Genomic DNA, 21,725 nt, shown 5'->3' with positions numbered 1-21,725 from the left:
GCAGTGCCTACGCCGCTTCCTTGCCGTGCGGGTCGGAGGCGTTGAGCACCTGCACCACCTGCTCGTAGTCGCCGCGCGCCTCGCCGTAGCGGAGGAACTTGACCCGCTCGACCTGCAGCTCCTTGGCGTCCGGCTGCGTCTCGAGGAGGTGCACGACTTCGGCCACGAACTCGTCGAGCGGCATGGCGAACTCGCTCTCCTCCTGCCCGGGCAGGAGGCCGGTGCGGACGGCCGGCGGCACCAGCTCGACGACCTTCACGCTGGTGTCGGCGAGTTGCAGCCTGATGCTCTCGCTGAGCATGTGGATCGCGGCCTTGCTCGCGTTGTAGCTCGGCGTCGCCTTCAGCGGCGTGAAGGCGAGGCCAGAGGACACCGTGACGATGGTCGAGTCGGGCCGGCTCTGCAGGTGGTCGACGAAGGCGGCGATGAGGCGGATGGGCCCGAGCACGTTGGTGCTGACGACCGCCTCGGCCGAGTCGAGGAACCCGGCGGGCGTGTGCCAGTCCTCGACCCGCATGATGCCGGCCATGGCGACGAGCACGTTGAGCTCGGGGTGCGTGGCCAGCACGTCGGCTGCCGCCGTCCGGATGCTCTCCGCGTCGGAGGTGTCGATGCGCACAGTGTCGATCCCGGGATGCTCGGCGGCGATCCGCTCGAGCAGCTCGGTGCGACGACCGCCGACGATGACGGTGTTCCCCCGCTCGTGGAGGGCGAGAGCGAGGGCGAGGCCGATGCCGCTGGTGGCACCGGGGATGAAGACGGTGTTCCCTGTGATGTTCATGCCTCCACGATGCGCGGCTTCGGAAGGCGGAGGAAGTGGAGCGTCCATCCAGGGATCGGCAGTCCCTGGTCCACGGACGCGAACGCATCCATCATGGAGGGATGGACCGTGCCGCTCTCGCAGACTTCCTGCGCCGTCACCGGGAGACCCTGCACCCGGAGGACGTCGGGCTGCCTCCGGGCGCCCGCCGACGGGCCCCCGGCCTTCGCCGCGAGGAGGTCGCCCAGCTGGCCGCGATGTCGACCGACTACTACACGCGGCTGGAGCAGCGCCGCGGCCCGCAGCCGAGCGACCAGATGCTCGCGTCGCTCGCCCGCGCCCTCCGCCTGACCGCCGACGAGCGCGACTATCTGTACCGCGTGGCCGGGCACAACACTCCCGACCGGTTCTCCGGCGGCGGTCACGTCTCCCCCGCCCTCCTGCGTGTGCTCGACCGGCTGGAGGACACCCCGGCCCTGGTGCTGTCCAATCTGGGCGAGACGCTGGTGCAGAACCGGATGGCGGAGGCGCTGTTCGGCGACCGCTCGGGATACTCGGGCCTTTCCCGTAGCGAGTTCTACCGCTGGTTCACCGATCCGGACAACGCCCGCGTGCAGTACCCGGAGGAGGACCGCGCGCGGCAGAGCCGGGCACAGGTCGCCTCGCTGCGCGACGCTTACGGCGCACTCGGGCCGCGCTCGCGCGCCGGCGAGCTGGTGCGGGCGCTGCTCGCCGAGAGTCCTGAGTTCGCAGAGCTGTGGGAGCGTCACGAGGTGGCGCGCCGGTTCGAGGACCACAAGACGCTCATCCATCCCGAACTCGGTGCCATCGAGCTGGACTGCCAGGCGCTGTTCACCGAGGACCAGTCGCAGTGCCTGCTGGTTCTGACGGCGCCCCCGCGGACGGAGGCGGCCGAGAAGCTGGCGCTGCTCTCGGTGCTGGGCACCCAGTCCTTCTCGGGGACCACGACCAGCGGGCGAACCGCTCCGTAGCGTCCGGAGTACCGTGGCGCGCGTGGACACGGGGCGATGGATGCGCGACGATCCGGTGGTCGGCTGGCTGCTGCGGGGCGATCCGGCGATCCGTTGGCAGACGCTTCGCGACCTCGTCGGCGCGCCCGATGAGGAGGTCGCGGCCGAACGCGCACGCGTCGAGTCGGAAGGCTGGGGCGTCCGGCTGCTCGACCTGCAGGACGACTCGGGCACCTGGGGCGGCACCGTCTGGAAGCCGGAGGACTGGGATGCGACCGACGACGTCGTCCTGCTGCTCGCGCTGCTGGGGGCCGCCGGGGAACGCACCGGGGCCGCCGTCGAGCGCGCCGCATCCGGCGTGGACTGGGGCGAGGAGTGGGGCCGCAGCCCGCTCTTCGACGGCGAAGTGGAACCCTGCATCAACGGGCGCGTGCTGACCGCCGCCGCGGCGTTCGGCCGCACCAGCGACGTGCTCGTCCGAAAGCTGCTCGACGGGCAGCAGAGCGACGGCGGGTGGAACTGCTACGCCGAGAGCCGGGATGATCCCGGCTCGTTCCACAGCACCATCTGCGTCGTGGAGGGGCTCGCCGCCGTGCAGGAGACGAGCGGGCGCGCCGACGTGGCGGAGCCGCTGCGACGCGGCCAGGAGTACCTGCTGGAGCGCGGGCTGATGCGCCGCCGGAGCACCGGGGAGCTGATCGATCAGGCATGGCTCTCGTTCTCGTTCCCGTACTACTGGCACTACGACGTTCTGCGCGGACTCGACCACCTGCGCGCCTCCGCCGTTCCGTACGACGACCGCGCCGCGGAGGCCGTCGCCGTGGTCCACGGTGCCCGAGGTGCGGACGGCCGCTGGTCGCTCGCCGCGCCCCTTCCCGGCCGGCCGGCCGTGGCCTTCGAGAGAGCCGGCGAAGCGAGCCGGTGGAACACCCTCCGGGCCTTGCGCGTGCTCGACTGGGCGGGCGTACAGTCCAGGGCATGACCGCTCGCACTCTGCTCCTGATCCGTCACGGCGAGAGCACCGCGAACGTGGCGGCGGCCGCCGCTGAGGCCGCCGGAGCCGACGTGATCGCCGTCGAGGCGAGGGACGCCGACGTGACGCTCTCCCCGCTGGGTGAGCTGCAGGCCGGCGCCCTCGGCGCACGGCTCCGCGACGCCCTGCCGCGAGACGTCGTGGTGTTCAGCTCGCCGTATCGGCGCGCCATCCAGACCGCACGTTTCGCCCTCGGCGAGGAGGTGCCGCTGCGGATCGACGAACGCCTGCGCGACCGCGAGCTCGGCATCCTGGACCGGCTCACCGCCCTGGGCGTAGAGCGCCGCGTGCCCCTCGAGGCGGAGCGGCGGCGCTGGTCGGGCAAGTTCTACTACCGGCCGCCGGGCGGAGAGTCGTGGACGGATGTGGCGCTGCGGATCCGCTCGTTCCTGCGCGAGCTCCCGGATGCGGACACCGTCGCCGTGTTCGCCCACGATGCCGTCGTGAGCCTCTTCCTCTACGTGCTGCTGCGCATGACCGAGGCGCAGCTCGCCGAGCACCTGCTGACGCATCCGGTGGCGAACGCGTCGGTCACCGAGCTCACCTTTGACGGCACCGAGTGGACACTGCAGGCCTTCGCCGAGGACGACCACCTTGCTGCGGCGGGCCTGCCCGCGACGCAGCACCCCGGCGAGGCGCGGACCGATGCGTGAGCGCGCCGGGGGCGCACCGACCGCTGTGCCGGTGACGCCGGAGCTGCTGCGTGGCCGGCCGCTGCCGGAGCCGTCCGGCTCGAAGCGGTCGCGGGGCCAGGTGATGGTCGTCGGCGGGGCGCTGCGGTCCCCCGGCGCGGCCCTGCTCGCCGGTCGGGCGGCCCTCCGGGTCGGCGCCGGGCGGTTGACCCTGGCGGTCGGCGCGTCCGTCGCCGCGCAGGTGGCGGTCGCTCTGCCGGAGTCCGGCGTCGTCCCGCTCGCCGAGACCGCGTCCGGCAGCGTGCGCGGCTCGGGCATCCGGGACGCTGCCGACGACCTGGCGGGTGCCGACGCGGTCCTGCTCGGTCCCGGCCTCGATGACGCCGACGAGACGGCCAAGATGCTGCCCCGAGCGGCCCGGTCCGCCGGCCGCGACACCGTGCTGGTGCTCGACGCGTACGCGCTGGGCGCTCTGGCCGGGCACCCACGCCTTGCAGGCAACGGTCCGCGCATCCTGACACCGAACACCGAGGAGGCGTCACGGCTGCTCGGGCGCGAGGCCCGGGACCTGGATGCGGACACGGTCGAGCTCGCGCACCGCTACCGCGCCGTCGTGTCGTGCTTCGGGCGCATCGCGTCGCCGGACGGCCGCCTCTACAGTGTCGGCGACGGCGATCCGGGCCTCGGCACCTCCGGGAGTGGGGATGCCCTCGCCGGCGCGATCGCAGGACTCGCTGCCCGCGGCGCCGACCCTCTCCAGGCCGCAGTCTGGGGAACGCAGCTCCACGCGTCGGCGGGCGATGCTCTCGCCGGAAGCGTCGGCCGCCTCGGCTATCTCGCCTCCGAGATCGTGGACCGTCTGACGGCGGAGCTCGACGCCCTGTCCTGACCGGACCGGACAGGGCAGAACCCGGCCGGTCCGCCCCAGATGATGACTAGACGCGCGAACGCGCGCGGCGTTACTCTCAGCCCACATCCAGGCTCGCCGAGCGGGAGTGAAGAGGGGAAATCGAAACATGGACTGGAGCAACTTCTGGAGCGTCATCTGGCTCTTCTTCTGGAGCTTCGCATTCGTGGCCTACCTGTTCGCGCTGTTCGCGATCATCAGCGACCTGTTCCGTGACCACAAGCTGAACGGCTGGTGGAAGGCACTGTGGATCATCTTCCTGATCTTCGTGCCCTTCCTGACCGCGCTGGTCTACCTGATCGCTCGCGGTCCGGGGATGGCGCAGCGGAGCCAGAAGGAGGCACGGCAGTACCAGGCCGCCACCGACGACTACATCCGCCAGGTCGCAAGCTCGAGCCCGGCGGACGAGATCGCCAAGGCCAAGGCGCTGCTTGACAGCGGGGCCATCACCCCTGAGGAGTTCGCGCACCTGAAGGCGCACGCGCTCTCCGTGCACCCGGGCGCCCCGGGTGGGGCACCCGCCGCCTCCACGGCCGCACCGACGGCACCCGCGGCACCGGCCGGTCCGGCCACGCCGCCGCCGGCGACGCCCGCAGTGTGACCCGGCCGGTCCGGCGTCCGTCGTGACCGGCCCCAGCCCCGCAGCGCCGCAGCCCACACGGGTTGCGGCGCCGCGGGGTGACTCCATGCGCCCACTGGCCGGGCTGAACCGGCAGAACGTGCTCCGCGAATCGCTCGCGGGCGTGACGCTGCTCGCCATCGCCGTCCCCCTCAATATCGGGTACGCGCAGATCGCCGGGCTTCCGGCGACGGCGGGGCTGTACGCGCTCATCCTGCCCGCGGTGCTGTACGCACTGACCGTTTCGTCGCGCCAGGTGGTCGCCTCCCCGGATGCGGCCGCGGCCGCGCTGGTCGCCGCCTCCCTGGGAGGCCTCGCCGTCGCCGGGCACAGCGACTACATCACCCTGGCGCTCGCGCAGGCGCTCATCGTCGGCGGGATGTTCGTGCTGGCGGCGTTCTTCCGGCTCGGGTTCCTGGCCGACTTCCTCTCGAAGCCCATCCTGGTCGGGTTCGTCGGCGGGCTGGCGCTCGACATCCTGGTGTCGCAGGTCGCCAAGATGCTGGGGGTGCACATCGACTCGGGTGCCGAGTTCGTGGACAAGCTGACCGGGCTGTTCGGCGGACTGGGCACCGTGAACGGGTGGGCGGTGCTCATCTCGCTGGGCTCCCTCGCCGTCCTGATCCTCGGTCGGCGACTTGCGCCGTCGGTGCCGTGGGCGCTGGTGGTGCTCATCGGCGCCACCCTGGTCGTCGTGCTCGCCGGGGCCGAGCGGCTGGGCGTCTCGGTGCTCGGACATGTGGATGCGGGACCGCCGACTCTGACCTGGCCGGTCATCGAGTGGACGCAGTGGCTGCAGTTGGTGCCGTCGGCCATCGCCCTCACGGTCGTGACCATGGGCGAGGGGCTGCTCGTCTCGCGTTCGTACGGCGAGAAGCGCGGCTACCGCACCCGCCCGGACCGCGACCTGCTCGCCTTCGGGGTGGCGAACCTGGGCGCGGGCGTGAGCGGCGGATTCGCCGTCGGCTCCTCGACATCACGCACCGCCGCCATGGACCAGGCCGGATCACGCACGCAGCTGCCTTCGCTGGTCGCCGCGGCGGGAACCCTGCTTCTTCTGGTCTTCGGCACGGCGCTGCTGGAGGACATCCCCTCTCCCGCGATCGGTGCGATCGTGGCGGTCGCCGTCTTCCCACTGCTGGGCATCCGGGAGTTCGTCGTCCTGTGGCGCCAGGACCGGTTCGAGTTCGCGGTGGGCGCGGTGTGCTTCCTCGGCTCGGTGCTCATCGGTCCGATCGCCGGAATCGTCATCGCGTTCGCGTTGGCCGTGGTGAACGTCGTGCGCCGGGCGGCCAACCCGGCCATCGACATCCTCGCGGCGGACGGCGACCCGCACGCCTCCCTGCTCCAAGCCGCACCAGAAGGCGAGGAGACGGCGCCGGGAGTGGTCGTCATCCGGCTCGCGGCCCCCCTGTTCTTCGCCAACAGCGGCACCTTCGAGAGCGCGGTCCACCGGGCGGTGGAGGCGTCCCGGCCGAGTCATGTCGTACTCGACCTGGAGGCCGTGACCGACGTCGATGTGACCGGTGCCGACTCCTGGCGCGCCGTCCAGACGTACGTCCACAGTCAGAGCGCCGACCTCTCCCTCACGCGCGTCCGGCCCGGCATCCGCGACCGGCTGGCCCATTTCGGGCTCCTCGACCGCGTCCGAATCTTCGACACCAACCGGGCCGCCATCGCGGCCCTCAGCAGGGATGGAGCAGCTCATGAGCGAGGATGACCTCACGCCAGGGCAACCGCCCGCGCAACCGCCCGCACCGAAGACCCGGCGGCGGTGGCCCCTCCGCCGGCGGCGCGCCCGTCCCGCGCCGCCGCCCGCGCCCACCGATCCGGACGCCGAAGCCGGCACCGGCGGAATCGGGCGGGGCCTGCGCATCCTGCTCGGCCTCGCCGCCGCCGTGGTGGTCTCGTTCGGGATGGGCGCGATCGGCGGCATCCTGGCGCCCACCCTCCTCGCCCTCATCCTCACCATCTGCGCCCAGCCGGTGCGTGTGTGGCTGGAGCGTCATGGCACGCCGCAGGGCGTGGCGACGGGCGCGGTCGGCCTCACCCTGTTCGCACTGCTGGCGGGGTTCATGGCCGTCCTCTGGGTCGCGACGGCCCAGTTCGTCGGCATGCTGCCCCAGTACAAGCCGCAGCTCGAGCAGCTGGGCGCCCAGTTCTCGACCTGGCTGCAGAGCATCGGCGTGGGTCCGCAGCAGGTGCAGGAGATCAAGTCCGGCTTCAACCCGACGGCCCTGCTGTCCTTCTTCTCCGGGCTGTTCGGCAACGCACTCGGACTCGTCACCCTGCTCGTGATCGTGCTGACGATGCTCATCCTGATGCCGGCCGACGCCGCCTACACACCTACGCTGCTGCGGCAGCTGAAGCCGGTCCGCCCCAACCTGGTTTTCGCGATGAGCGGCTTCGCGGTGTCGGTCCGCCGCTACATGGTGGTCACGACGCTGCTCGGGATAGCACAGGGCGTCATCAACGGGGTGGCCCTCTACCTGCTGGGCGTTCCGGCCGCCCTGTTGTGGGGGCTCCTATCGTTCCTGTGCAGCTTCATCCCGAACGTGGGCTACTTCATCGCGATCGTGCCGCCGCTCGTCTTCGGGTACCTGACCGGCGGCTGGCCCATCGTGATCTGGGTCATCATCGTCTACGGCATCATCAATGCGGTCATCCAGTCGGTCATCCAGCCGAAGGTGGTGGGTAACGCGGTGTCCCTCAGCCAGACGCTGACCTTCTTCTGCGTGTTGTTCTGGGCGGTCGTGCTCGGACCCATCGGCGCCATCCTTGCGGTGCCGATCACGTTGCTCGTGCGTGCGGTGCTCGTCGACTCGGACCCGCGGGCGCGGATGTGGCAACCGATCATCGGCGACCTCACGCACACGCGGGAGCTGATGAAGGTGGAGTCGGCCGAGCGGCGCGAGGAGCGCCACCCGTCCGGGAGCAGGGGCGGCCACGCCAGCTAGTGGCGGCCTCCGGGCTAGCGGCGGCGGCCGGGACTAGCGGGTCGCCGCGCTCTGCTCTGCCCGCTCCTCGACTGCGAGGTCGCCGCCGCCTTCGACCGTGAGGCGGCGGCCGATCCGCACCAGCTGCGGCTCCTCGGTGAACGCGCCGGCGAACAGGGCCTCGCCTTTGCGGAACCCGGGCGACTGCTCCAGCAGGTGGCGCGGTACGAAGCCGAAGACGTCGGCCAGTTCGGCGAGGTCGCGCGGCGAGTTCATGCGCATCAGCCCGAGGTTGTCGCACTGCGAGAGCACGTTCGGGTGGATCTTGCTGGGCCGCTGGGTCGACAGGAACAGCCACAGCCCGAACTTGCGGCCCTCTGCGGCGATCTGGATGAGCTGCTCGGTCAGCCGGGCTTCGACGTCCGACCGGGGCTGGGGTGGGCAGAAGTTGTGCGCTTCGTCGAGCACGATGAGGACCGGCCTCCGCTCCATCCGCCGCTGCCAGAGGTCCTCGAGCACGCCAAGGGCCGCGGCCTGCGGCTCCGCCTGGTGGGTGAACCCGCCGAGGTCGAGAACAGTGGCGCTGGGCCGCTCCGCGACCACGCTCGCTGCGGAATCCGCGCCGAACGCCCACAGCGGCCAGTCGAGGATGCCCAGGTTATCGATCCGCAGGCCGAGCCGCCTCCGTGCGTGATCCTCGGACTTCACCAGAGAGGCCAGGAACGTCGTCCGAAACGTCTCCCGGTCGTAGTCCGCCGGTGCGGGGTCCAGGTGCAACAGGGCGTTGTACTCCTCCTCGTCGGCGATGGGGTCGAGCCGGGCGACGGCCGCCTTCGACCGGACGCTGAGTTCGACGAACCGGATGTGCAGTTGCGGCTCGCGAGGGGTGCTGGAGTGGAGCACCCGGATGTCGAGCTCCCCCCAGCGTGCCGCGTCGGTGCCGCTGACGCCGCTGCGGGTGCGGCGCAACTCGACGTAGTCCGCATTCGGGTCGAGGACCGTGACCGGTAGCGCCGTCTCCAGCAGGAGCTGTTCGAGCACGACGCCCAGCGCATACGTTTTGCCGGATCCGCTCTGGCCGCACCAGAACGTATGCCGGTTGAAGCGGGACCCGTCGATCACAGCGGGGCGCTCGGGAGGGTCGACCGTGGTGCCGACCGTCAGCGGGATCATGGCCCCTCCTCTCCGTGGCGCCGATGCTAGCGCGCGGCCCAGCCCCGCGGACAGACCCCGGATGGGCGGCGGTGCCTCACGCCGGACGCAGAGACTCCGGGATGGGGAACGGCAGGGTGTAGACCACCTGCGGTACGTCGATGGCGCCGAAGTCGTCCTTCTTGACGACGATCCGCTGGGTCGACACCTCGGTGAGCCGAACCTGCAGCCATCGGCCGTCCTCGAGTCGGAGCTCGTAGCGGTCGGCCAGGTAGCCGATCCCGGCGGCCTCCAGGATCTCCTCGCCGGTCAACCAGTCGACCGGCCCGGTGAGGTCACGGCCCAACAGGTCCACGGGTACGAAGCCTTCGCCCTCCGAACGCAGCCAGCCCACCCTTTCGCCGTCGCCGCGCCGGTGCTCGATCCACTCCTCCATTCTGGATACCGTAGCGGCCATCCGCTCCCGCATTCTGCATACCGCAGCGGTCGCGAGGGACATACGATGAGCACGTCCGCGCCGCATGCGTCCCAGCCGGGTGAGCACGACGCCGCCAGGAGGTGCTGCATGAGCCTCGATGTCGCAGCGACCGGCGAACGCGCCGAGAGCCCGCTCACCGCCGCAGAACTGATCGAAGCAGGCCGCGCCGCGCGGGTGGAGCTCCCCCGTTCGGCGCATGGCGAGTACTCACCGCCGCCCGGGCGCGACCCGATCGGCATCCTGCGGTCGCAGCACGAAGCCCGGCTGCAGAACCTGGTCAACCTGCGGGTGGAGCGCATGAGCGCGAACCCGTTCGCCTTCTACCGCGGCACCGCCGCCATCCAGGCGGCAGACCTCGCGGGGGCGCCGACGACCGGCGCCGAGGTGGTGATCTGCGGGGATGCCCACTTGAGCAACTTCGGCATCTACCGCTCGCCTGAGAACGCGATGGTGTTCGACATCAACGACTTCGACGAGGCGACCGTCGGGCCCTGGGAGTGGGACGTCAAGCGGCTGCTGGCGAGCGTGGTGCTCGCCGGCCGCTCGCTCAACCTGCCGGCCGACCGGATCGACGAGATCGTCGGAGCCTCCGCCGAGGCGTACCGGGTCTGGTTGAACCGGGCGCTCGCCGCACCGCTGATGGCCCGGTACTTCGCGCCCACCTCGGTCGGCGCAGGGAAGCGGCGGCTGAGCAAAGACATGCTCCGCCTGGTCGACCAGACCCTCAAGGCGTCGGAGAAGCGCACGGCGCACGACGTGGCCCGGCGCACGCTGCAGACGCTCGACGACGGCACGCTGCGCTTCGTGGAGCGCCCGCCCGTCCTCACCCGCGTCGAGCCGGAGATCCAGGCCCTCGCCCAGGATGCCTACGAGGCCTACCGGCAGACCCTTGCACCGAACACCGCCCTTCTCGCCTCCCAGTTGCGCCTGGATGACGTAGCGCGCCGGGTCGTCGGTGTCGGCAGCGTCGGTACTCGCTGCTTCGTGATCGCGCTGCGCGGGCCTGCCGGCGAGACGATCATCCTGCAGCTGAAGGAGGCGGACCTCTCCGTGGTCGAGCGTTTCGGTGGGGTGGAGCCGCTGCCCGGCTACCTCGACCTCTCGCTGCTGCCCGACGAGCAGGGCTACCGCGTGATTTCGTGCCAGCGCATCCTGCAGGCCGTCTCGGACCCGTTCCTCGGCTTCCTTCGGGTGGAGGGGTTCGCGTTCTACATGCGGCTGTTCCGCAACCGGAACGCGTCGTTCGAGATCTCCACGATGAACCCGGCGCAGTTCTCCGACTATTCGCGCGTGTGCGCCGTGGTGCTCGCCCGAGCGCACGCACGTTCGCCGAAGGCGCCGTTCATCTCCGGCTACTTGGGAACCGGAGCCTCCTACGTCCGGGCCATGACCCGCTGGGCCGAGAGTTACGCCGACCAGGCCGAGGCCGACTACGCGACCTTCGTTCAGGCCGCGGCAGACGGGGCCTTCGCGGTCAGGTGACAGCCGGCGCCACCGCTCGCTGACCTTCGGGGAGCAGGAACGCGCGCACCGCATCCTCGACCGCGGGCGAGTCGAGGTGGAGGCCGTGGCGGGCGTCGAGCTCGAGGAGTTCCGCGTCCGGGATGCCCTCGGCGAGCAGCCGCGCGTGCCCCACCGGCGTGAGCGCGTCGCGCAGGCCGTGCACCACGAGGGTCCGGGCGCGGATGCGGCCGAGCAGCCCGGCGCCGTCGTGGTCGCGGCTGGCGGCGAAGTGGCCGCGCAGCGCGGGCCGGGTGGCGACCCGGGAGAAGAACCGCTCGACGTCGGCGTGATGCGCCCGCGCCCAGCCGTCGTCGAAGAAGAGCGGCACCATCCGGTCGGGGTCACCGCTCAGCAGGTCGGCCACGGCAGCGCGGTCGCGCCGCTCGGCGCTCCGGTCGCCCGCGGTCGTCGCGATCAGCACCAGCCGGCGCACGCGCTCGGGATGCTCGACGGCGAGCCACTGCGCGACGCGTCCGCCCATCGAATGCCCCACCACGTGCGCTGCGGCGACACCGGCCGCGTCCAGCACGGCGACCGCATCGGCCGCGAAGACCCGCGTCGAGTACGCGGCCGGGTCGCCGAGGCCGCTGTCGCCGATCCCGCGGTGGTCGAAGACGATGAGGCGGAAGTCGCGCGCCAGGGCGTCCGCGAACGGGCCCCAGCCATGCATCCCGGTCGCCTGCCCGGCGATCAGGAGCACCGGCACCCCGACCCCGCGCTCCTCGAAGGCGATGCGGGTGCCGTCGTCGGCGATCGCGTGCTCGGTCATCGAACGGCCCGCGCGCTCCAGCGCCCGTCCGCCTTCTCGACCCGGATGCGGTGCTCGAACGCCCGCGTCACCGTCTCGGTGGTGACGACCTCATCGATTTCGCCCTGGGCGACCGTCCGCCCGTGCGCGATCAGCAGCGCGTGCGTGGTCGACTCGGGCAGCTCCTCCAGGTGATGCGTAACCAGCACCGAGGCGAGGTCCGGCTGGGAATGCGAGAGTCCGTCGATCGTCTCCAGCAGTTGCTCGCGCGCCGCCACGTCGAGCCCGGTCGTCGGCTCGTCGAGCAGCAGCAGGCGCGGGTCGGAGACCAGCGCCCGCGCGATCAGGACGCGGCCGCGCTCGCCCTGCGACAGCGTGGGCCAGCGGGCATCCCGCCGGTCGTCGAGCCCGACGGAGTGGAGCAGGTCGCGGGCGCGCCGCACCTCGGCCTCGCTCGGCTCCCAGCGCATCGGCAGCTCTTGTGATCCGGTGATGCCGGTGAGCACCACTTCGGTCGAGGTCAGCGGCGACCGGACGGGATGGAGCGGATCGACATGCCCGATGTGGCGGCGCAGCTCCTGCAGTTCGACGCGACCGAGCCGGCGGCCCAGCACCTCCACGGTGCCGGAGGTCGGGAAGGTGAGGGCGCCGCAGAACCCGAGCACCGTCGACTTGCCCGCGCCGTTACGTCCCAGCAGCGCCCAGTGCTCCCCCGCGCGCACGGTCAGGTCGATGCCGTCGAGGATCTGCGTGCCGCTCCGGCGGAACGTCACGTCGCGGAGTTCGAGGACGGCAGGGGCGGTCGAAGTCACCGAATCACCCTATCCACGTGCGCGACGCGGTTTCATGCCCGGCGGGCAGCCACCCGGTCGACGGCGGCGAGGTAGGCCTCCTGGTCGAAGTCGTCGAACAGCGCCGTCTGGGTGACGTAGCCCTGCACGATGCCGATGTAGAAGTTGGCGTCCTCGGCCGCCTGGGTCGCGGCGACGCCGGGCTGCCCGGCGTACCAGTGGGTCAGATAGTCCGTGAACAGGTGGCGGATGCGGCCTCCGACCCGGTCGGCGAGAGCTGCGAGCCGGGGGTTGATGGGCACTTGGCCCCAGATCTGAAGCAACAGCCCGAAGTCGCCGATCTGCCTCTCCAGGGCACGGACGAGCAGGCGCACCACCTCACCCGGCGCGGGCAGCGGGTCGCGGTCGCGTGCTTCTGCGACCTCCACGAATCCGCTGTCGAGAACATTGGTGACGGCGAGTTCGACGAGCTCTTCCTTGCTCTTGTAATGACCGTAGATCGCGCCGGCGGAGAGCCCTGACTCGGCGATGATGTCGGCCATCGAGGTCTGCTGGAAGCCGGACCGGGCGAAGCAGCGCAGGGCCGCTTGCGCGATCTCCCGTCGACGGGCCTGACGGTGCTCTTCGCTGACCTTCGGCATGCACCCTCCCAAAAAGAATGTTCGTTCTTGACATTAGCGGATGCTCGATCCACTATAAAGAACGACTATTCGTTTTTTTGGAGGCATCATGACGATCACCGCTCCCGCCGAGGTCCTGCCCGTCGGCACGGCGACGCCCCCACCGCCCGTCCCGCACACCCCGTGGGGCCGCGCGGTCGCGCTCGCACTCGGCGCCGGTGTCGTCGTCGTGGCGATCCTCCTGGCCTTCCTCTGGCCCACCATCACGTCCTCCGTGAAGGACCTCCCCATCGCCGTAGCGGGCGACGCGGCATCCGTCTCAGCCGTGCGGACGCAGCTGCAGAAGAGCGCCGGGGAGTCGTTCGACATCACCACGGCCTCCTCCCGCGAGGACGCCGTCCACCTCATTGAGACCCGGCAGGTCGACGGAGCGATCGTGCTCGGGGAGCAGCCGGAAGTGCTCACCGCCTCCGCGAACGGCGCCGCCGTTAGTCAGCTGTTCGGTCAGCTCGCCGCACGGCTGCAGACCCAAGCGCAGCAGCAGGCGGACGCCGCCGTCGAGCAAGCCATCGTTGCGGGCAAGGCACCTGCCGGTACGAAAGCACCCACGGTAACCGTGGCCGTCACCGACGTCGTCCCCCTCGCCTCCACCGACGCCCGAGGGCTCGGGCTCACCGCCTCCGCCTTCCCACTCGTCCTGGGCGGCATGCTCGGCGGCATCCTGATCTCGATCCTCATCGCGGGCAGCTGGCGACGGCTGACGGCGGTCGCGGTGTACGCGGTGGCCGGCGGGCTCGCCGTCACCGGAATCCTCCAGGGCTGGTTCGGCATCCTTCAGGGCGATTTCTGGCTGAACGCTCTGGCGGTCTCGCTCTCGATGTTCGCGACCGCGGCCCTCATCGTCGGCATGAACGCGCTCCTCGGGAGGCCCGGCATCGCCATCGGTGCCATCATCACCGTGCTGATCGGCAATCCGCTCTCCTCTGCGGCCCAGCCGCTGCAGTTCATCGTGGCGCCGTGGGGCGCGATCGGGCAGTGGTTTGTCCCCGGAGCCTCCGTCACTCTGCTGCGCGACCTGTGCTATTTCCCGCAGGCGGACGCCGCCTTCCCCTGGCTGGTGCTCGTCGGATGGGCGGTCGCCGGAGGCGTCGCGATGGTCGCCGGCCACTTCCGCAACCAGGAAGTGACCGAAGCAGCGGCCTGACCCACCGAGGTTCGCGGGCGGTCACGGTTCGGTCACGTACGGCCTTCCTTCGACGTTCACCTAGGGGACGCACAGCCCCGGTCCCTACGCTCGCCCGGTATGACGACGCAGCCGCTGAGACTCGGACCGTTGGCTCGCCGCCGCCTGGCCCGGCTGGCGCAGCGCGACGCCGCCACCGTGCACGACACCGAGACGGCGCACGGTGAGACGACCACGCCCACCGTCGCCACCCTCCAGGCACGCGCCGACGCGTTCGCACGGCGGGAGGAGCAGCGGTTCTTCCGCGGGATGCGGCGCGAGCTGGCCGAGCACCGGGTGCTCACCGCGGGACTCCGCGCGGACCTCGACGCGTACGAAGAACGGCTCGAGCGCCTCCCCGCACCCGACCGGCTGCGCATCGCCGAAGGACAGGGAACGGCCTTCGAAGAGCTCCGCCGGCTGGAACGGCGCATCCGCCGGGCCCACCGTCGCAGCGACGAGCTGAGCGCACTCGTCACCATCCGGTTCACGGCGGCGCAGTTGCGGGCCGCGAGGATGTTCGACCGCACCGACGAGAAGACCGCCGTGTACTGGGGCGCCCTCCGCCAGGCGACTTCCGGCCGGGTCGCCGCACAGCCGCCGACGCTGCGTCGGTCGGACTGGCTGACCTCCCGCGGCGGAGCCATCGACGCACTGAACCCGATCGCCGTGCATCCCATCGCCGGCCCCGACGCCACCACCAGGAGGACCGATGCCCCGGCGTGACCGACTGAAGGACTACCGCGTTCCCCGCACCGGAGGGCTCCGCCGACGGCTGCTCTGGCGCCTGCGCCGGATGCGCCACGCCGTCGACGTGGAGACCCTCGAAGTGTTCGAGCACGAGCTGGCCGCCTTCGAGCGCGCCGGCGTCGCGGACCTCGAGCGGCAGCGCACCCGCAACGTCGCCGCCGCCTCCGCGCGCGTCGCCGAGGCGCAGGCCAGGCAGGAGCTCATCCGCCGGGCACTGGAACGGGCCGAGGCGGACATCCGCCGCGCCGACCTGGATGTCGAGCGCCTCGACGCCAAGCTCGCCGGCCACGACCTCGACTTCCACACCTACGCCTGAGAGGACGCCCATGGCACGCGACATCGTCACCCGCCCGCCGCGCCTGCGCCCCCGCGTCGGCCACGTCTCCCCCTTCGCCCACGCGATGGTCTACGTGCTGCTCGCCGCCATGATCGCGGTCGACTACATCCTGCTGTCGCAGGCGCTCACGCTGCTGCTGCGCAACGACAGCCAGTACGGCTCGATCGGCCTCCAGATGTACGTGATCACCCTCGGGATCTCGCTGGCCGTCGTCACGTTGCCGCACGTCATCGCCATCCTGCTGCGCCGAGTGCAGGCCGGAGTCATGTCGCGCCGGTGGGTCGCCACCTCGGTCGTGCTGGGCCTGGTCTGGGCCGCGATCCTCGCCGCCATCACCGTTGCGCGGATCAAAGCCGGGATCGACGCCCAGAGCGCCGGCGGCCTCACCGGTCTCGTCGGCGGCTCGCAGACTGCGGCGCCGGCCGGGTTCTCCTGGACGGCCCCTGACACGATCATGGCGTTCCTCATGCTCGGCGTGCTCGTGACCTCCGGAGCGCTCAGCTTCGTCGTCGCGTGGCTGACCACGAAACCGCTGCTCGCCGCCGCCGAGAAGGCCCAGGCGCACGCCACCCGGCTGCGCGTGCACCGCGACCGCCTGCTCGGGGAGGCCGTCGCCGCAGAAGAGCGCACGCGGCTCATCCTGCAGCTCGACGCCCACGACGCCGTCCGCTACACGGGCGCTCGGGTGACCTTCCACTCTCGGATGGATGTGGTGCGCGCCCGGCTCGCCACCCGCCTCGCTCAGCGCGAGCGCGACCCGGAGAGCACCAGCCAGATCATCCGCGAGCTTCGGGCACGCCGCAGCATCGGAGCAGCGGATGTCGCACCTCCGCTGCCGCCGGGAGGCACGGCGACCGGCACCACCGACCCGGCGGCGGGACTCCAGTGAGCGGGGTCCGCGTGTCCCGCTCCCGCCTCCTCGCGTCCGCCGCCGCGATCGTCGCGCTCTGCGCAGGACTCACCGCGTGCACCTCGGCCACGGCATCCGGCGAGGCCTGCGACCAGTCCCACAAGCGCAACCTCGGTGTCGTCGCGGGAAGCACGGCCAACGCCCCGGCCGTCACCCTCCCCGCGTCCGCCTCGTCGCAGCTCGCGGCCTCCGGCAAGACGAACGGGAGCGTTACCGTGGTCGTCCCGTCCGGCACGCCGCAGGTGATGGGGACGACGGCCCTCGGCTCGTCGGCGCAGGACGCCATCGTCTGCCAGAACGACCAGCGCACCAAGCTGACGCAGATCACGTCGTACATCGGCGGCCTGAAGGCGTCCGCCCCGGAGGTCGACTTCCTGGGCGCCATCGACGAGGCCGCGCGCAACCTCGGCGGCGACCCGCTCGGCGTGATCGTCGTCGGCAGCGGTCTGCAGACGACCGACCCGCTCAACTTCGCCGGTACGGGGCTCCTCTACGCCGACCCCGCGCAGGTCGTGTCCGACCTCACCTCCCGCGGACTGCTTCCGACCGACCTGAAAGGCGTCACCGTCTACTGGGCGGGGATGGGCGACACCGCGGGCGCGCAGCAACCGCTGACCGTGCCTGCGCGGAGCAATCTCGAGGCGATCTGGTCGGCGGTGGTGAAGGCCGCGGGCGGCACCCTGTCGCTCCTCCCCGAGCCGGCGTCCGGCAGTGCGGTGGCGAACCTCCCCGCTGTCACTCCGGTGACCATCGAGCCGGTCGCCACCAAGACGGACTGGTCGCATCCCGTCGTGATCCGCAACAGCGAGTTGCTGTTCACGAAGGACACGGCCGCGTTCTCCGACCCGGGCGCCGCGCAGAACGTGCTCGCGACCCTGGTGCCCGCGATCGAGCAGAACGGCAAGGTCGTCACGATCACCGGCACCGCCTCCAAAGACCAGGCGACCGACAACACCGCCGACACCGCGCTGTCCCTGAAACGTGCCGAGGCGGTGAAGGCCGCCCTGATCGGACTGGGCGTTCCCGCGTCGCTGCTGGCGACCGCCGGCGTCGGATTCGAGTGGTGCGGCTGGAAGGCCGAGAAGGATGCCGCCGGCACCTACTCGGACGCGCTCGCCGAGCAGAACCGCACGGTCATCCTCACCTCCGCCGGCGTCGGCCTGTGCGGATGATGAGGACTCCCGAAGACGGGGAATCATCATGACGTCGGCCCGGTTGCCGCAAGCATGACGACCATCGGATTCATCGGTTCAGGACACATCGGATCACAGCTCGCCCGTCTCGCCGTCGCCCGCGGCTACGACGTGGTGATGAGCAACTCGCGGGGCCCGCAGACGCTGCGGGGCCTGGCGGACGAGCTGGGCGAGCGCGCTCGCGCCGGGACACCCGTCGAGGCGGCTGCGGCGGGCGACATCGTGGTGGTCACGACTCCGCTCGCTGCCGAGGCAACGCTTCCCGTCGAGGAGCTCGCCGGGAAGATCGTGATCGACACCAACAACTACTACCCGCAGCGCGACGGCCGTATCCCGGAACTCGAAGACGACTCGACCACCGTGGCGGAGCGCCTGCAGAAGGTGCTTCCGACCTCCCGGGTCGTCAAAGCGTTCAACCACATCGGCTGGTCGGAGCTGACCAGCCAGAGCCTGCCGGCCGGATCACCCGACCGCCGTGCCCTCATCGTCGCAGGCGACGACCCTGAGGCGCGGGCCCGCGTCGCCGCCCTGATCGACGAGTTCGGGTTCGACGCCGTCGACGTCGGCGAGCTTGCCGAGGGATGGCGTGCGCAGCGCGACACCCCGGCCTACGTGCGCCGGTACGACGCTGCGGGCTTGCGTGAGGCCCTCGCCGCCGCCAAGCGCTACCGCGACATGTGACGTTCGGTGCCGGCTCAGATAGCGCGGGGGCCGCGGCTCAGGCCGCGGTCTCCGCAGGGACCAGCTCGACCGTCGGCTGCGCATCGACCGCCTCAGCGGCGGCCCGCGACGACAGGTAGCTGGCGCTGACGAACGCCACTGCTGCGAACGCCAGAGCAATGACCAGGTCGGCCAGTTCGCTCGGGGTCAGGTGCTGGAGCAGCCCCCCAGAGCCCTCGGTGGCATCGGCCGCGTCCGGTGCCAGCAGCAGCCAGAAGGCGATGGTGGACACCGCCCCTGCGAACCCGAGTATGTACCACGCAATTTCCTTCACATGCCTAGCTAACGCTCTCGCGAGAAGCGCGTGTAGAGGGTTGCGCGTTCGCTGGGGTGCGTGTTACAAGCACCGAGTCCCCGTGCCCTCTGTACATTTCCACAGGAACGCAACACAATGACGTTACATGAGCCAATCTCATGTAATTCGCACGCCGGATCAGCGGCTGCGGATCTTCGTCTCGTCCACGCTGCAGGAGCTCGCCGCTGAGCGCCGCGCAGCCCGGACCGCCATCGAGCGGCTGCACCTCGCGCCCGTCATGTTCGAACTGGGCGCGCGCCCGCATCCCCCTCGGGAGCTCTACCGCGCGTACCTGGAGCAGAGCGACGTCTTCCTCGGCCTCTACTGGGAGCGCTACGGCTGGGTCGCCCCGGACGAGGAGGTCTCAGGACTCGAAGACGAGTACAACCTCTGCCCGCCGGAGCTGCCGCGCCTCCTGTACGTGAAGAGCCCCGCCGACAAGAGGGAGCCGAAGCTCGCCACGCTGCTCGCGCGCATCCGCGACGACGACCGCGCCGCCTACAAATACTTCGAAAGCCCCAAAGAACTAGCTCAGCTGATCGAGAACGACCTCGCCACCCTGCTCGCCGAGCGCTTCGACCAGAGCCGGGCGCTCATCACGGCGGATGTCGCCAGCGACGCCGACCGTGTCGTGGAGCCGGTCCGGCTCCCGGTGCCGCTCACCGGTCTGGTCGGGCGCGACGCCGACATCGCCGCGATCGTCGACCGCCTCGAGCACGGCACGCGGTTCGTCACCCTCGCCGGTCCGGGAGGGATCGGCAAGAGCCGGCTCGCGATCGCCGCAGCACGCGCCGCTGCGCAGGACTTCGACGACGGGGCCGTGTTCGTCGACCTCTCCGCCGTCCACGACCCGCGGCGCGTGCCCAACCGCATCGCGCAGGCCCTCGGCGTGCGCGACACCGGCGACGCGCCCATCCTCGACAACCTCGTGACCGCACTCCGCGACCGCCGCATCCTGCTGGTCCTGGACAATTTCGAGCAGGTACTGGATGCGGCGCCGCTTCTCACCGGACTGCTCGCCGCCGTGCCTGGTCTGTCGATGCTCGTCACCAGCCGGGCGCTGCTGCGGGTGAGTGCCGAGCAGAGCTATGAGGTGGGGCCCCTGGCAGAGGACTCCTCGGTCAGCCTGTTCGTCGAGCGCGCCCACGCGGTCAAGCCGGACTTCGAGATCACGCCGGAGAACGCGGACGCCGTCGCCCGCGTCTGCACCGCGCTCGACGGCGTCCCGCTCGCGATCGAGCTCGCCGCCGCTCGCGTTCGGGTGCTCTCCCCCGCCGAGCTGCTCGACCGGCTCGACCGGCGGCTCTCCGTGCTGGTGGGCGGGTCGCGCGACCTGCCGGAGCGCCAGCAGACCATCCGTCGCACCATCGAGTGGAGCACGCAGTTGCTCGCCCCCGAACAGCAGCGGCTTTTGGCGCGCCTGGGCACCTTCGAGGGCGGCTTCACGCTCGACGCGGCCGAATTCGTCGGCGCCTCCGGAGAGGGGGAGGGCGACGGCGGCGATCCCGCGGACGTGATCAGCGACCTCGCCGTACTGGTCGACTCCAGCCTGGTCTCCCAGCACGACAGCGACGACCGGCCCCGGTTCGCCATGCAGGCGATCGTGCGCGAGTACGCGCGGGAGCAGCTGCAGAGCGGAGGCGAGCTCGACCGCGCCCGCGACGCGCACGCCCGCTACTTCATCGACCTCGGCGCGCGCGCCCGGCTGCCGCTGAAGGGCGGAGGTCAGCGTGAGTGGATGCAGCGGCTCGGTGACGAACGCGACAACCTGCGGGCCGCCGAACGCTACCTACTGGATGCCCGCGACTGGGACCGCGCCGCAGAGCTCGCGTTCAACCTGTTCCTGTACTTCTGGGTCATCGGCCTGCTCGGCGAGGTCCGCACCTGGATGGACGAACCCCTCGAGTCCGGCGACACGCTCCAGGACCGCACGCGCGCCATCGCGCTGTACTTCACCCGCACCATCCGCTTCTGGAAGGACCCCGACGGTCGCGTAGCCGCCGACCTGTCCGAGGCCGCCGACCTCTTCCGGGCCTGCGGCGACCGGTCCGGCGAGGCGATGGCCCAGATCTCGCTCTCGCTCGCCCTGATGGCCGGAGAGAAGCCGGATACGGTGCGTGCGGCCGAGGTGATGGAGCGCAGCCTCCGGCTGTTCCAGGACACCGGAGACGTCTGGGGAGAGTCCATGGCCCTCGTGCTGCTAGGCCGCGTGGCCCTGCTCGAGCAGAAGGTCCACACCGCGTTCGAGCGCTTCGACGAGTCCCTGGCGCTGACCCAGCGCAGTGGGGATGCCGTCGGCGGCCGGATCGCCGCCTACCACCTCGGCTGGGCCCATCTGCTGCTCGGAGCGCCGGAGGAGGCCAGAACGGACTTCGCCCTCAGCGTCACCCTCTCGACCTCGCTCGGTCACATCGAGGGCATCGCCTACGGGCTGGAAGGGCTGGCGGCCGTGGCTGCCCTCGCCGGCGATGTCGATCGCGCCGGAAGGCTGGCCGGCGCCGCGCACGCACTCCGCGAGCGTTCGGGCACGCACAACGGGCCGACCTTCACCTTCCACCAGCGCTATCTGGACCGGCTGGCCGCGGTCACGCCGGCAGGTCGGCTCGCGGCAGCGGTCGCGGAGGGGCGGGAGCTCACCGTCGAGCAGGCGGTCGCCGAGGCGCTGTCGGAGCCGCACCTCAACTAAGGCGGGTCGACCCGGCGCCATTAACAGATGGAACCCCGGCACCAGAACGGTGCCGGGGTTCTCCTGGTCCCGGTCGGCGCACCCGAAACGCCTGCCCGGGAGGGTCTGATGATCAGGCGATGAGCGCCTGCTCCTCGTGAGCGGGCGACACCCACGCACCGTACACCGCGACGCGCGCCGACTCCAGTGTGCCGTACACGCCCAGCTCGCGGCCGGTGCAGTCGGTGGCGACGAAACCGTCGTGGTTGCGGTCGACCATACCGACGTAGGCCGAAGGGGTCGAAGCCACCCAGAGCGACGACGCCGGCGAGTGCCAGGAGACGTACTCGGTGGGCAGATCGATGATGTCAGCGAGCGACTCGGCCATGATTCTTCCTTCTCGATGGGTGGTTCGAAGATCTAAGTAGATGATCGAACTCCCCCTCCGCGGACGCAAGAAAACCGGGGGGCCTTGCTTTGAAG

At 71.1% G+C, this 21,725-nt stretch carries 22 protein-coding genes and 1 pseudogene; 15 read left to right on the top strand and 8 right to left on the bottom strand.

Annotated elements, in window-relative coordinates; translation table 11 throughout:
- Nucleotides 1-7: 7 nt before the first annotated feature.
- Nucleotides 8-781: an SDR family oxidoreductase gene (locus AB7E03_RS00215; RefSeq protein WP_489938180.1), complete on the bottom strand. Its 774-nt coding sequence runs from the start codon at nt 779-781 to the stop codon at nt 8-10.
- Nucleotides 782-882: 101 nt separating this feature from the next.
- On the opposite strand from AB7E03_RS00215, the gene AB7E03_RS00210 reads away from it, so the two are divergent.
- The 7 genes and pseudogenes from AB7E03_RS00210 to AB7E03_RS00180 all read left to right on the top strand — a co-directional run bounded on the left by AB7E03_RS00210 (nt 883) and on the right by AB7E03_RS00180 (nt 7,879).
- Entirely contained in the window at nt 883-1,752 is an 870-nt protein-coding gene (locus AB7E03_RS00210; RefSeq protein WP_489938178.1) for a helix-turn-helix transcriptional regulator, read from the top strand.
- A gap of 22 nt (nt 1,753-1,774) precedes the next feature.
- Complete coding sequence (locus tag AB7E03_RS00205; protein WP_489938176.1) at nt 1,775-2,713, top strand: hypothetical protein; 939 nt, start codon at nt 1,775-1,777, stop codon at nt 2,711-2,713.
- A complete protein-coding gene (locus AB7E03_RS00200) occupies nt 2,710-3,417 on the top strand; it encodes a histidine phosphatase family protein (RefSeq protein ID WP_489938174.1) in 708 nt (235 codons plus the stop codon). Before AB7E03_RS00205 ends, AB7E03_RS00200 begins: the two co-directional genes overlap by 4 nt.
- Nucleotides 3,410-4,285 (top strand): NAD(P)H-hydrate dehydratase, encoded by an 876-nt coding sequence (locus tag AB7E03_RS00195; protein ID WP_489938172.1) that lies wholly within the window; start codon nt 3,410-3,412, stop codon nt 4,283-4,285. The genes AB7E03_RS00200 and AB7E03_RS00195 overlap by 8 nt, the downstream gene beginning before the upstream one ends.
- A gap of 127 nt (nt 4,286-4,412) precedes the next feature.
- Nucleotides 4,413-4,793, top strand: a pseudogene (locus AB7E03_RS00190) (SHOCT domain-containing protein); the annotation flags it as partial.
- A 196-nt stretch (nt 4,794-4,989) separates the two neighbouring features.
- Nucleotides 4,990-6,642 carry a SulP family inorganic anion transporter gene (locus AB7E03_RS00185; RefSeq protein WP_489938170.1) on the top strand — a complete coding sequence of 551 codons (1,653 nt, stop codon included), beginning with the start codon at nt 4,990-4,992 and terminating at the stop codon, nt 6,640-6,642.
- A complete protein-coding gene (locus AB7E03_RS00180) occupies nt 6,629-7,879 on the top strand; it encodes an AI-2E family transporter (protein ID WP_489938168.1) in 1,251 nt (416 codons plus the stop codon). The genes AB7E03_RS00185 and AB7E03_RS00180 overlap by 14 nt, the downstream gene beginning before the upstream one ends.
- A gap of 33 nt (nt 7,880-7,912) precedes the next feature.
- Here AB7E03_RS00180 and AB7E03_RS00175 read toward each other — a convergent pair whose 3' ends face one another.
- Nucleotides 7,913-9,031: an ATP-binding protein gene (locus AB7E03_RS00175; protein WP_489938166.1), complete on the bottom strand. Its 1,119-nt coding sequence runs from the start codon at nt 9,029-9,031 to the stop codon at nt 7,913-7,915.
- A 76-nt stretch (nt 9,032-9,107) separates the two neighbouring features.
- Nucleotides 9,108-9,446, bottom strand: a complete 339-nt coding sequence (locus AB7E03_RS00170) for a hypothetical protein (protein WP_489938164.1) — start codon at nt 9,444-9,446, stop codon at nt 9,108-9,110.
- Nucleotides 9,447-9,575: 129 nt separating this feature from the next.
- Here AB7E03_RS00170 and AB7E03_RS00165 point away from each other — a divergent pair, with 129 nt between their 5' ends.
- Nucleotides 9,576-10,970 (top strand): DUF2252 domain-containing protein, encoded by a 1,395-nt coding sequence (locus tag AB7E03_RS00165; protein ID WP_489938162.1) that lies wholly within the window; start codon nt 9,576-9,578, stop codon nt 10,968-10,970.
- Here the strand turns inward: AB7E03_RS00165 and AB7E03_RS00160 are convergent.
- The 3 genes from AB7E03_RS00160 to AB7E03_RS00150 are packed head-to-tail and all read right to left on the bottom strand — an operon-like array spanning nt 10,963 to nt 13,171.
- The gene (locus tag AB7E03_RS00160; protein WP_489938160.1) at nt 10,963-11,760 is read right to left on the bottom strand and encodes an alpha/beta fold hydrolase; all 798 of its coding nucleotides are present in this window, start codon (nt 11,758-11,760) and stop codon (nt 10,963-10,965) included. The two genes, AB7E03_RS00165 and AB7E03_RS00160, sit on opposite strands and share 8 nt — an antisense overlap.
- Nucleotides 11,757-12,551 carry an ABC transporter ATP-binding protein gene (locus AB7E03_RS00155; RefSeq protein ID WP_489938158.1) on the bottom strand — a complete coding sequence of 265 codons (795 nt, stop codon included), beginning with the start codon at nt 12,549-12,551 and terminating at the stop codon, nt 11,757-11,759. Before AB7E03_RS00155 ends, AB7E03_RS00160 begins: the two co-directional genes overlap by 4 nt.
- A 32-nt stretch (nt 12,552-12,583) precedes the next feature.
- Nucleotides 12,584-13,171: a TetR/AcrR family transcriptional regulator gene (locus tag AB7E03_RS00150; RefSeq protein ID WP_489938156.1), complete on the bottom strand. Its 588-nt coding sequence runs from the start codon at nt 13,169-13,171 to the stop codon at nt 12,584-12,586.
- A gap of 88 nt (nt 13,172-13,259) precedes the next feature.
- Here AB7E03_RS00150 and AB7E03_RS00145 point away from each other — a divergent pair, with 88 nt between their 5' ends.
- The 6 genes from AB7E03_RS00145 (at nt 13,260) to AB7E03_RS00120 (ending at nt 18,243) form a co-directional block, all read left to right on the top strand.
- Nucleotides 13,260-14,354: an ABC transporter permease gene (locus AB7E03_RS00145; protein WP_489938154.1), complete on the top strand. Its 1,095-nt coding sequence runs from the start codon at nt 13,260-13,262 to the stop codon at nt 14,352-14,354.
- A 99-nt stretch (nt 14,355-14,453) separates the two neighbouring features.
- Nucleotides 14,454-15,098: a hypothetical protein gene (locus tag AB7E03_RS00140; protein WP_489938152.1), complete on the top strand. Its 645-nt coding sequence runs from the start codon at nt 14,454-14,456 to the stop codon at nt 15,096-15,098.
- Nucleotides 15,085-15,438 (top strand): hypothetical protein, encoded by a 354-nt coding sequence (locus tag AB7E03_RS00135; RefSeq protein WP_489938150.1) that lies wholly within the window; start codon nt 15,085-15,087, stop codon nt 15,436-15,438. The genes AB7E03_RS00140 and AB7E03_RS00135 overlap by 14 nt, the downstream gene beginning before the upstream one ends.
- Nucleotides 15,439-15,448: 10 nt before the next feature.
- A complete protein-coding gene (locus AB7E03_RS00130) occupies nt 15,449-16,348 on the top strand; it encodes a hypothetical protein (RefSeq protein WP_489938148.1) in 900 nt (299 codons plus the stop codon).
- Between the two features lie 11 nt (nt 16,349-16,359).
- Nucleotides 16,360-17,541: an OmpA family protein gene (locus AB7E03_RS00125; RefSeq protein ID WP_489938146.1), complete on the top strand. Its 1,182-nt coding sequence runs from the start codon at nt 16,360-16,362 to the stop codon at nt 17,539-17,541.
- Between the two features lie 54 nt (nt 17,542-17,595).
- Nucleotides 17,596-18,243, top strand: coding sequence for an NADPH-dependent F420 reductase (locus AB7E03_RS00120; protein ID WP_489938144.1), 648 nt, complete (start codon nt 17,596-17,598; stop codon nt 18,241-18,243).
- 37 nt (nt 18,244-18,280) lie between these two features.
- Here AB7E03_RS00120 and AB7E03_RS00115 read toward each other — a convergent pair whose 3' ends face one another.
- Complete coding sequence (locus AB7E03_RS00115; protein WP_441782928.1) at nt 18,281-18,514, bottom strand: hypothetical protein; 234 nt, start codon at nt 18,512-18,514, stop codon at nt 18,281-18,283.
- 169 nt (nt 18,515-18,683) lie between these two features.
- Between AB7E03_RS00115 and AB7E03_RS00110 the strand changes: the two genes are divergently transcribed.
- Nucleotides 18,684-21,263 carry a DUF4062 domain-containing protein gene (locus AB7E03_RS00110; protein ID WP_489938142.1) on the top strand — a complete coding sequence of 860 codons (2,580 nt, stop codon included), beginning with the start codon at nt 18,684-18,686 and terminating at the stop codon, nt 21,261-21,263.
- A 112-nt stretch (nt 21,264-21,375) separates the two neighbouring features.
- On the opposite strand, the gene AB7E03_RS00105 is transcribed toward AB7E03_RS00110, so the two are convergent.
- Nucleotides 21,376-21,630: a hypothetical protein gene (locus AB7E03_RS00105; RefSeq protein ID WP_489938140.1), complete on the bottom strand. Its 255-nt coding sequence runs from the start codon at nt 21,628-21,630 to the stop codon at nt 21,376-21,378.
- Between the last annotated feature and the right edge of the window lie 95 nt (nt 21,631-21,725).

The organism is Leifsonia sp. RCC_180 (assembly GCF_058138205.1).
This window is presented reverse-complemented; position numbering and strand designations above follow the sequence as displayed.

Bases quoted from the DNA above. Each gene is read 5' to 3' on its own strand.
- AB7E03_RS00185 (WP_489938170.1), top strand. From the start codon at position 4,990: ATGCGCCCACTGGCCGGGCTGAACCGGCAGAACGTGCTCCGCGAATCG.
- AB7E03_RS00130 (WP_489938148.1), top strand. From the start codon at position 15,449: ATGGCACGCGACATCGTCACCCGCCCGCCGCGCCTGCGCCCCCGCGTC.
- AB7E03_RS00105 (WP_489938140.1), bottom strand. From the start codon at position 21,630: ATGGCCGAGTCGCTCGCTGACATCATCGATCTGCCCACCGAGTACGTC.
- AB7E03_RS00110 (WP_489938142.1), top strand. From the start codon at position 18,684: ATGAGCCAATCTCATGTAATTCGCACGCCGGATCAGCGGCTGCGGATC.
- AB7E03_RS00160 (WP_489938160.1), bottom strand. From the start codon at position 11,760: ATGACCGAGCACGCGATCGCCGACGACGGCACCCGCATCGCCTTCGAG.
- AB7E03_RS00145 (WP_489938154.1), top strand. From the start codon at position 13,260: ATGACGATCACCGCTCCCGCCGAGGTCCTGCCCGTCGGCACGGCGACG.
- AB7E03_RS00140 (WP_489938152.1), top strand. From the start codon at position 14,454: ATGACGACGCAGCCGCTGAGACTCGGACCGTTGGCTCGCCGCCGCCTG.
- AB7E03_RS00175 (WP_489938166.1), bottom strand. From the start codon at position 9,031: ATGATCCCGCTGACGGTCGGCACCACGGTCGACCCTCCCGAGCGCCCC.
- AB7E03_RS00165 (WP_489938162.1), top strand. From the start codon at position 9,576: ATGAGCCTCGATGTCGCAGCGACCGGCGAACGCGCCGAGAGCCCGCTC.
- AB7E03_RS00120 (WP_489938144.1), top strand. From the start codon at position 17,596: ATGACGACCATCGGATTCATCGGTTCAGGACACATCGGATCACAGCTC.
- AB7E03_RS00210 (WP_489938178.1), top strand. From the start codon at position 883: ATGGACCGTGCCGCTCTCGCAGACTTCCTGCGCCGTCACCGGGAGACC.
- AB7E03_RS00195 (WP_489938172.1), top strand. From the start codon at position 3,410: ATGCGTGAGCGCGCCGGGGGCGCACCGACCGCTGTGCCGGTGACGCCG.
- AB7E03_RS00215 (WP_489938180.1), bottom strand. From the start codon at position 781: ATGAACATCACAGGGAACACCGTCTTCATCCCCGGTGCCACCAGCGGC.
- AB7E03_RS00150 (WP_489938156.1), bottom strand. From the start codon at position 13,171: ATGCCGAAGGTCAGCGAAGAGCACCGTCAGGCCCGTCGACGGGAGATC.
- AB7E03_RS00200 (WP_489938174.1), top strand. From the start codon at position 2,710: ATGACCGCTCGCACTCTGCTCCTGATCCGTCACGGCGAGAGCACCGCG.
- AB7E03_RS00180 (WP_489938168.1), top strand. From the start codon at position 6,629: ATGAGCGAGGATGACCTCACGCCAGGGCAACCGCCCGCGCAACCGCCC.
- AB7E03_RS00170 (WP_489938164.1), bottom strand. From the start codon at position 9,446: ATGGAGGAGTGGATCGAGCACCGGCGCGGCGACGGCGAAAGGGTGGGC.
- AB7E03_RS00135 (WP_489938150.1), top strand. From the start codon at position 15,085: ATGCCCCGGCGTGACCGACTGAAGGACTACCGCGTTCCCCGCACCGGA.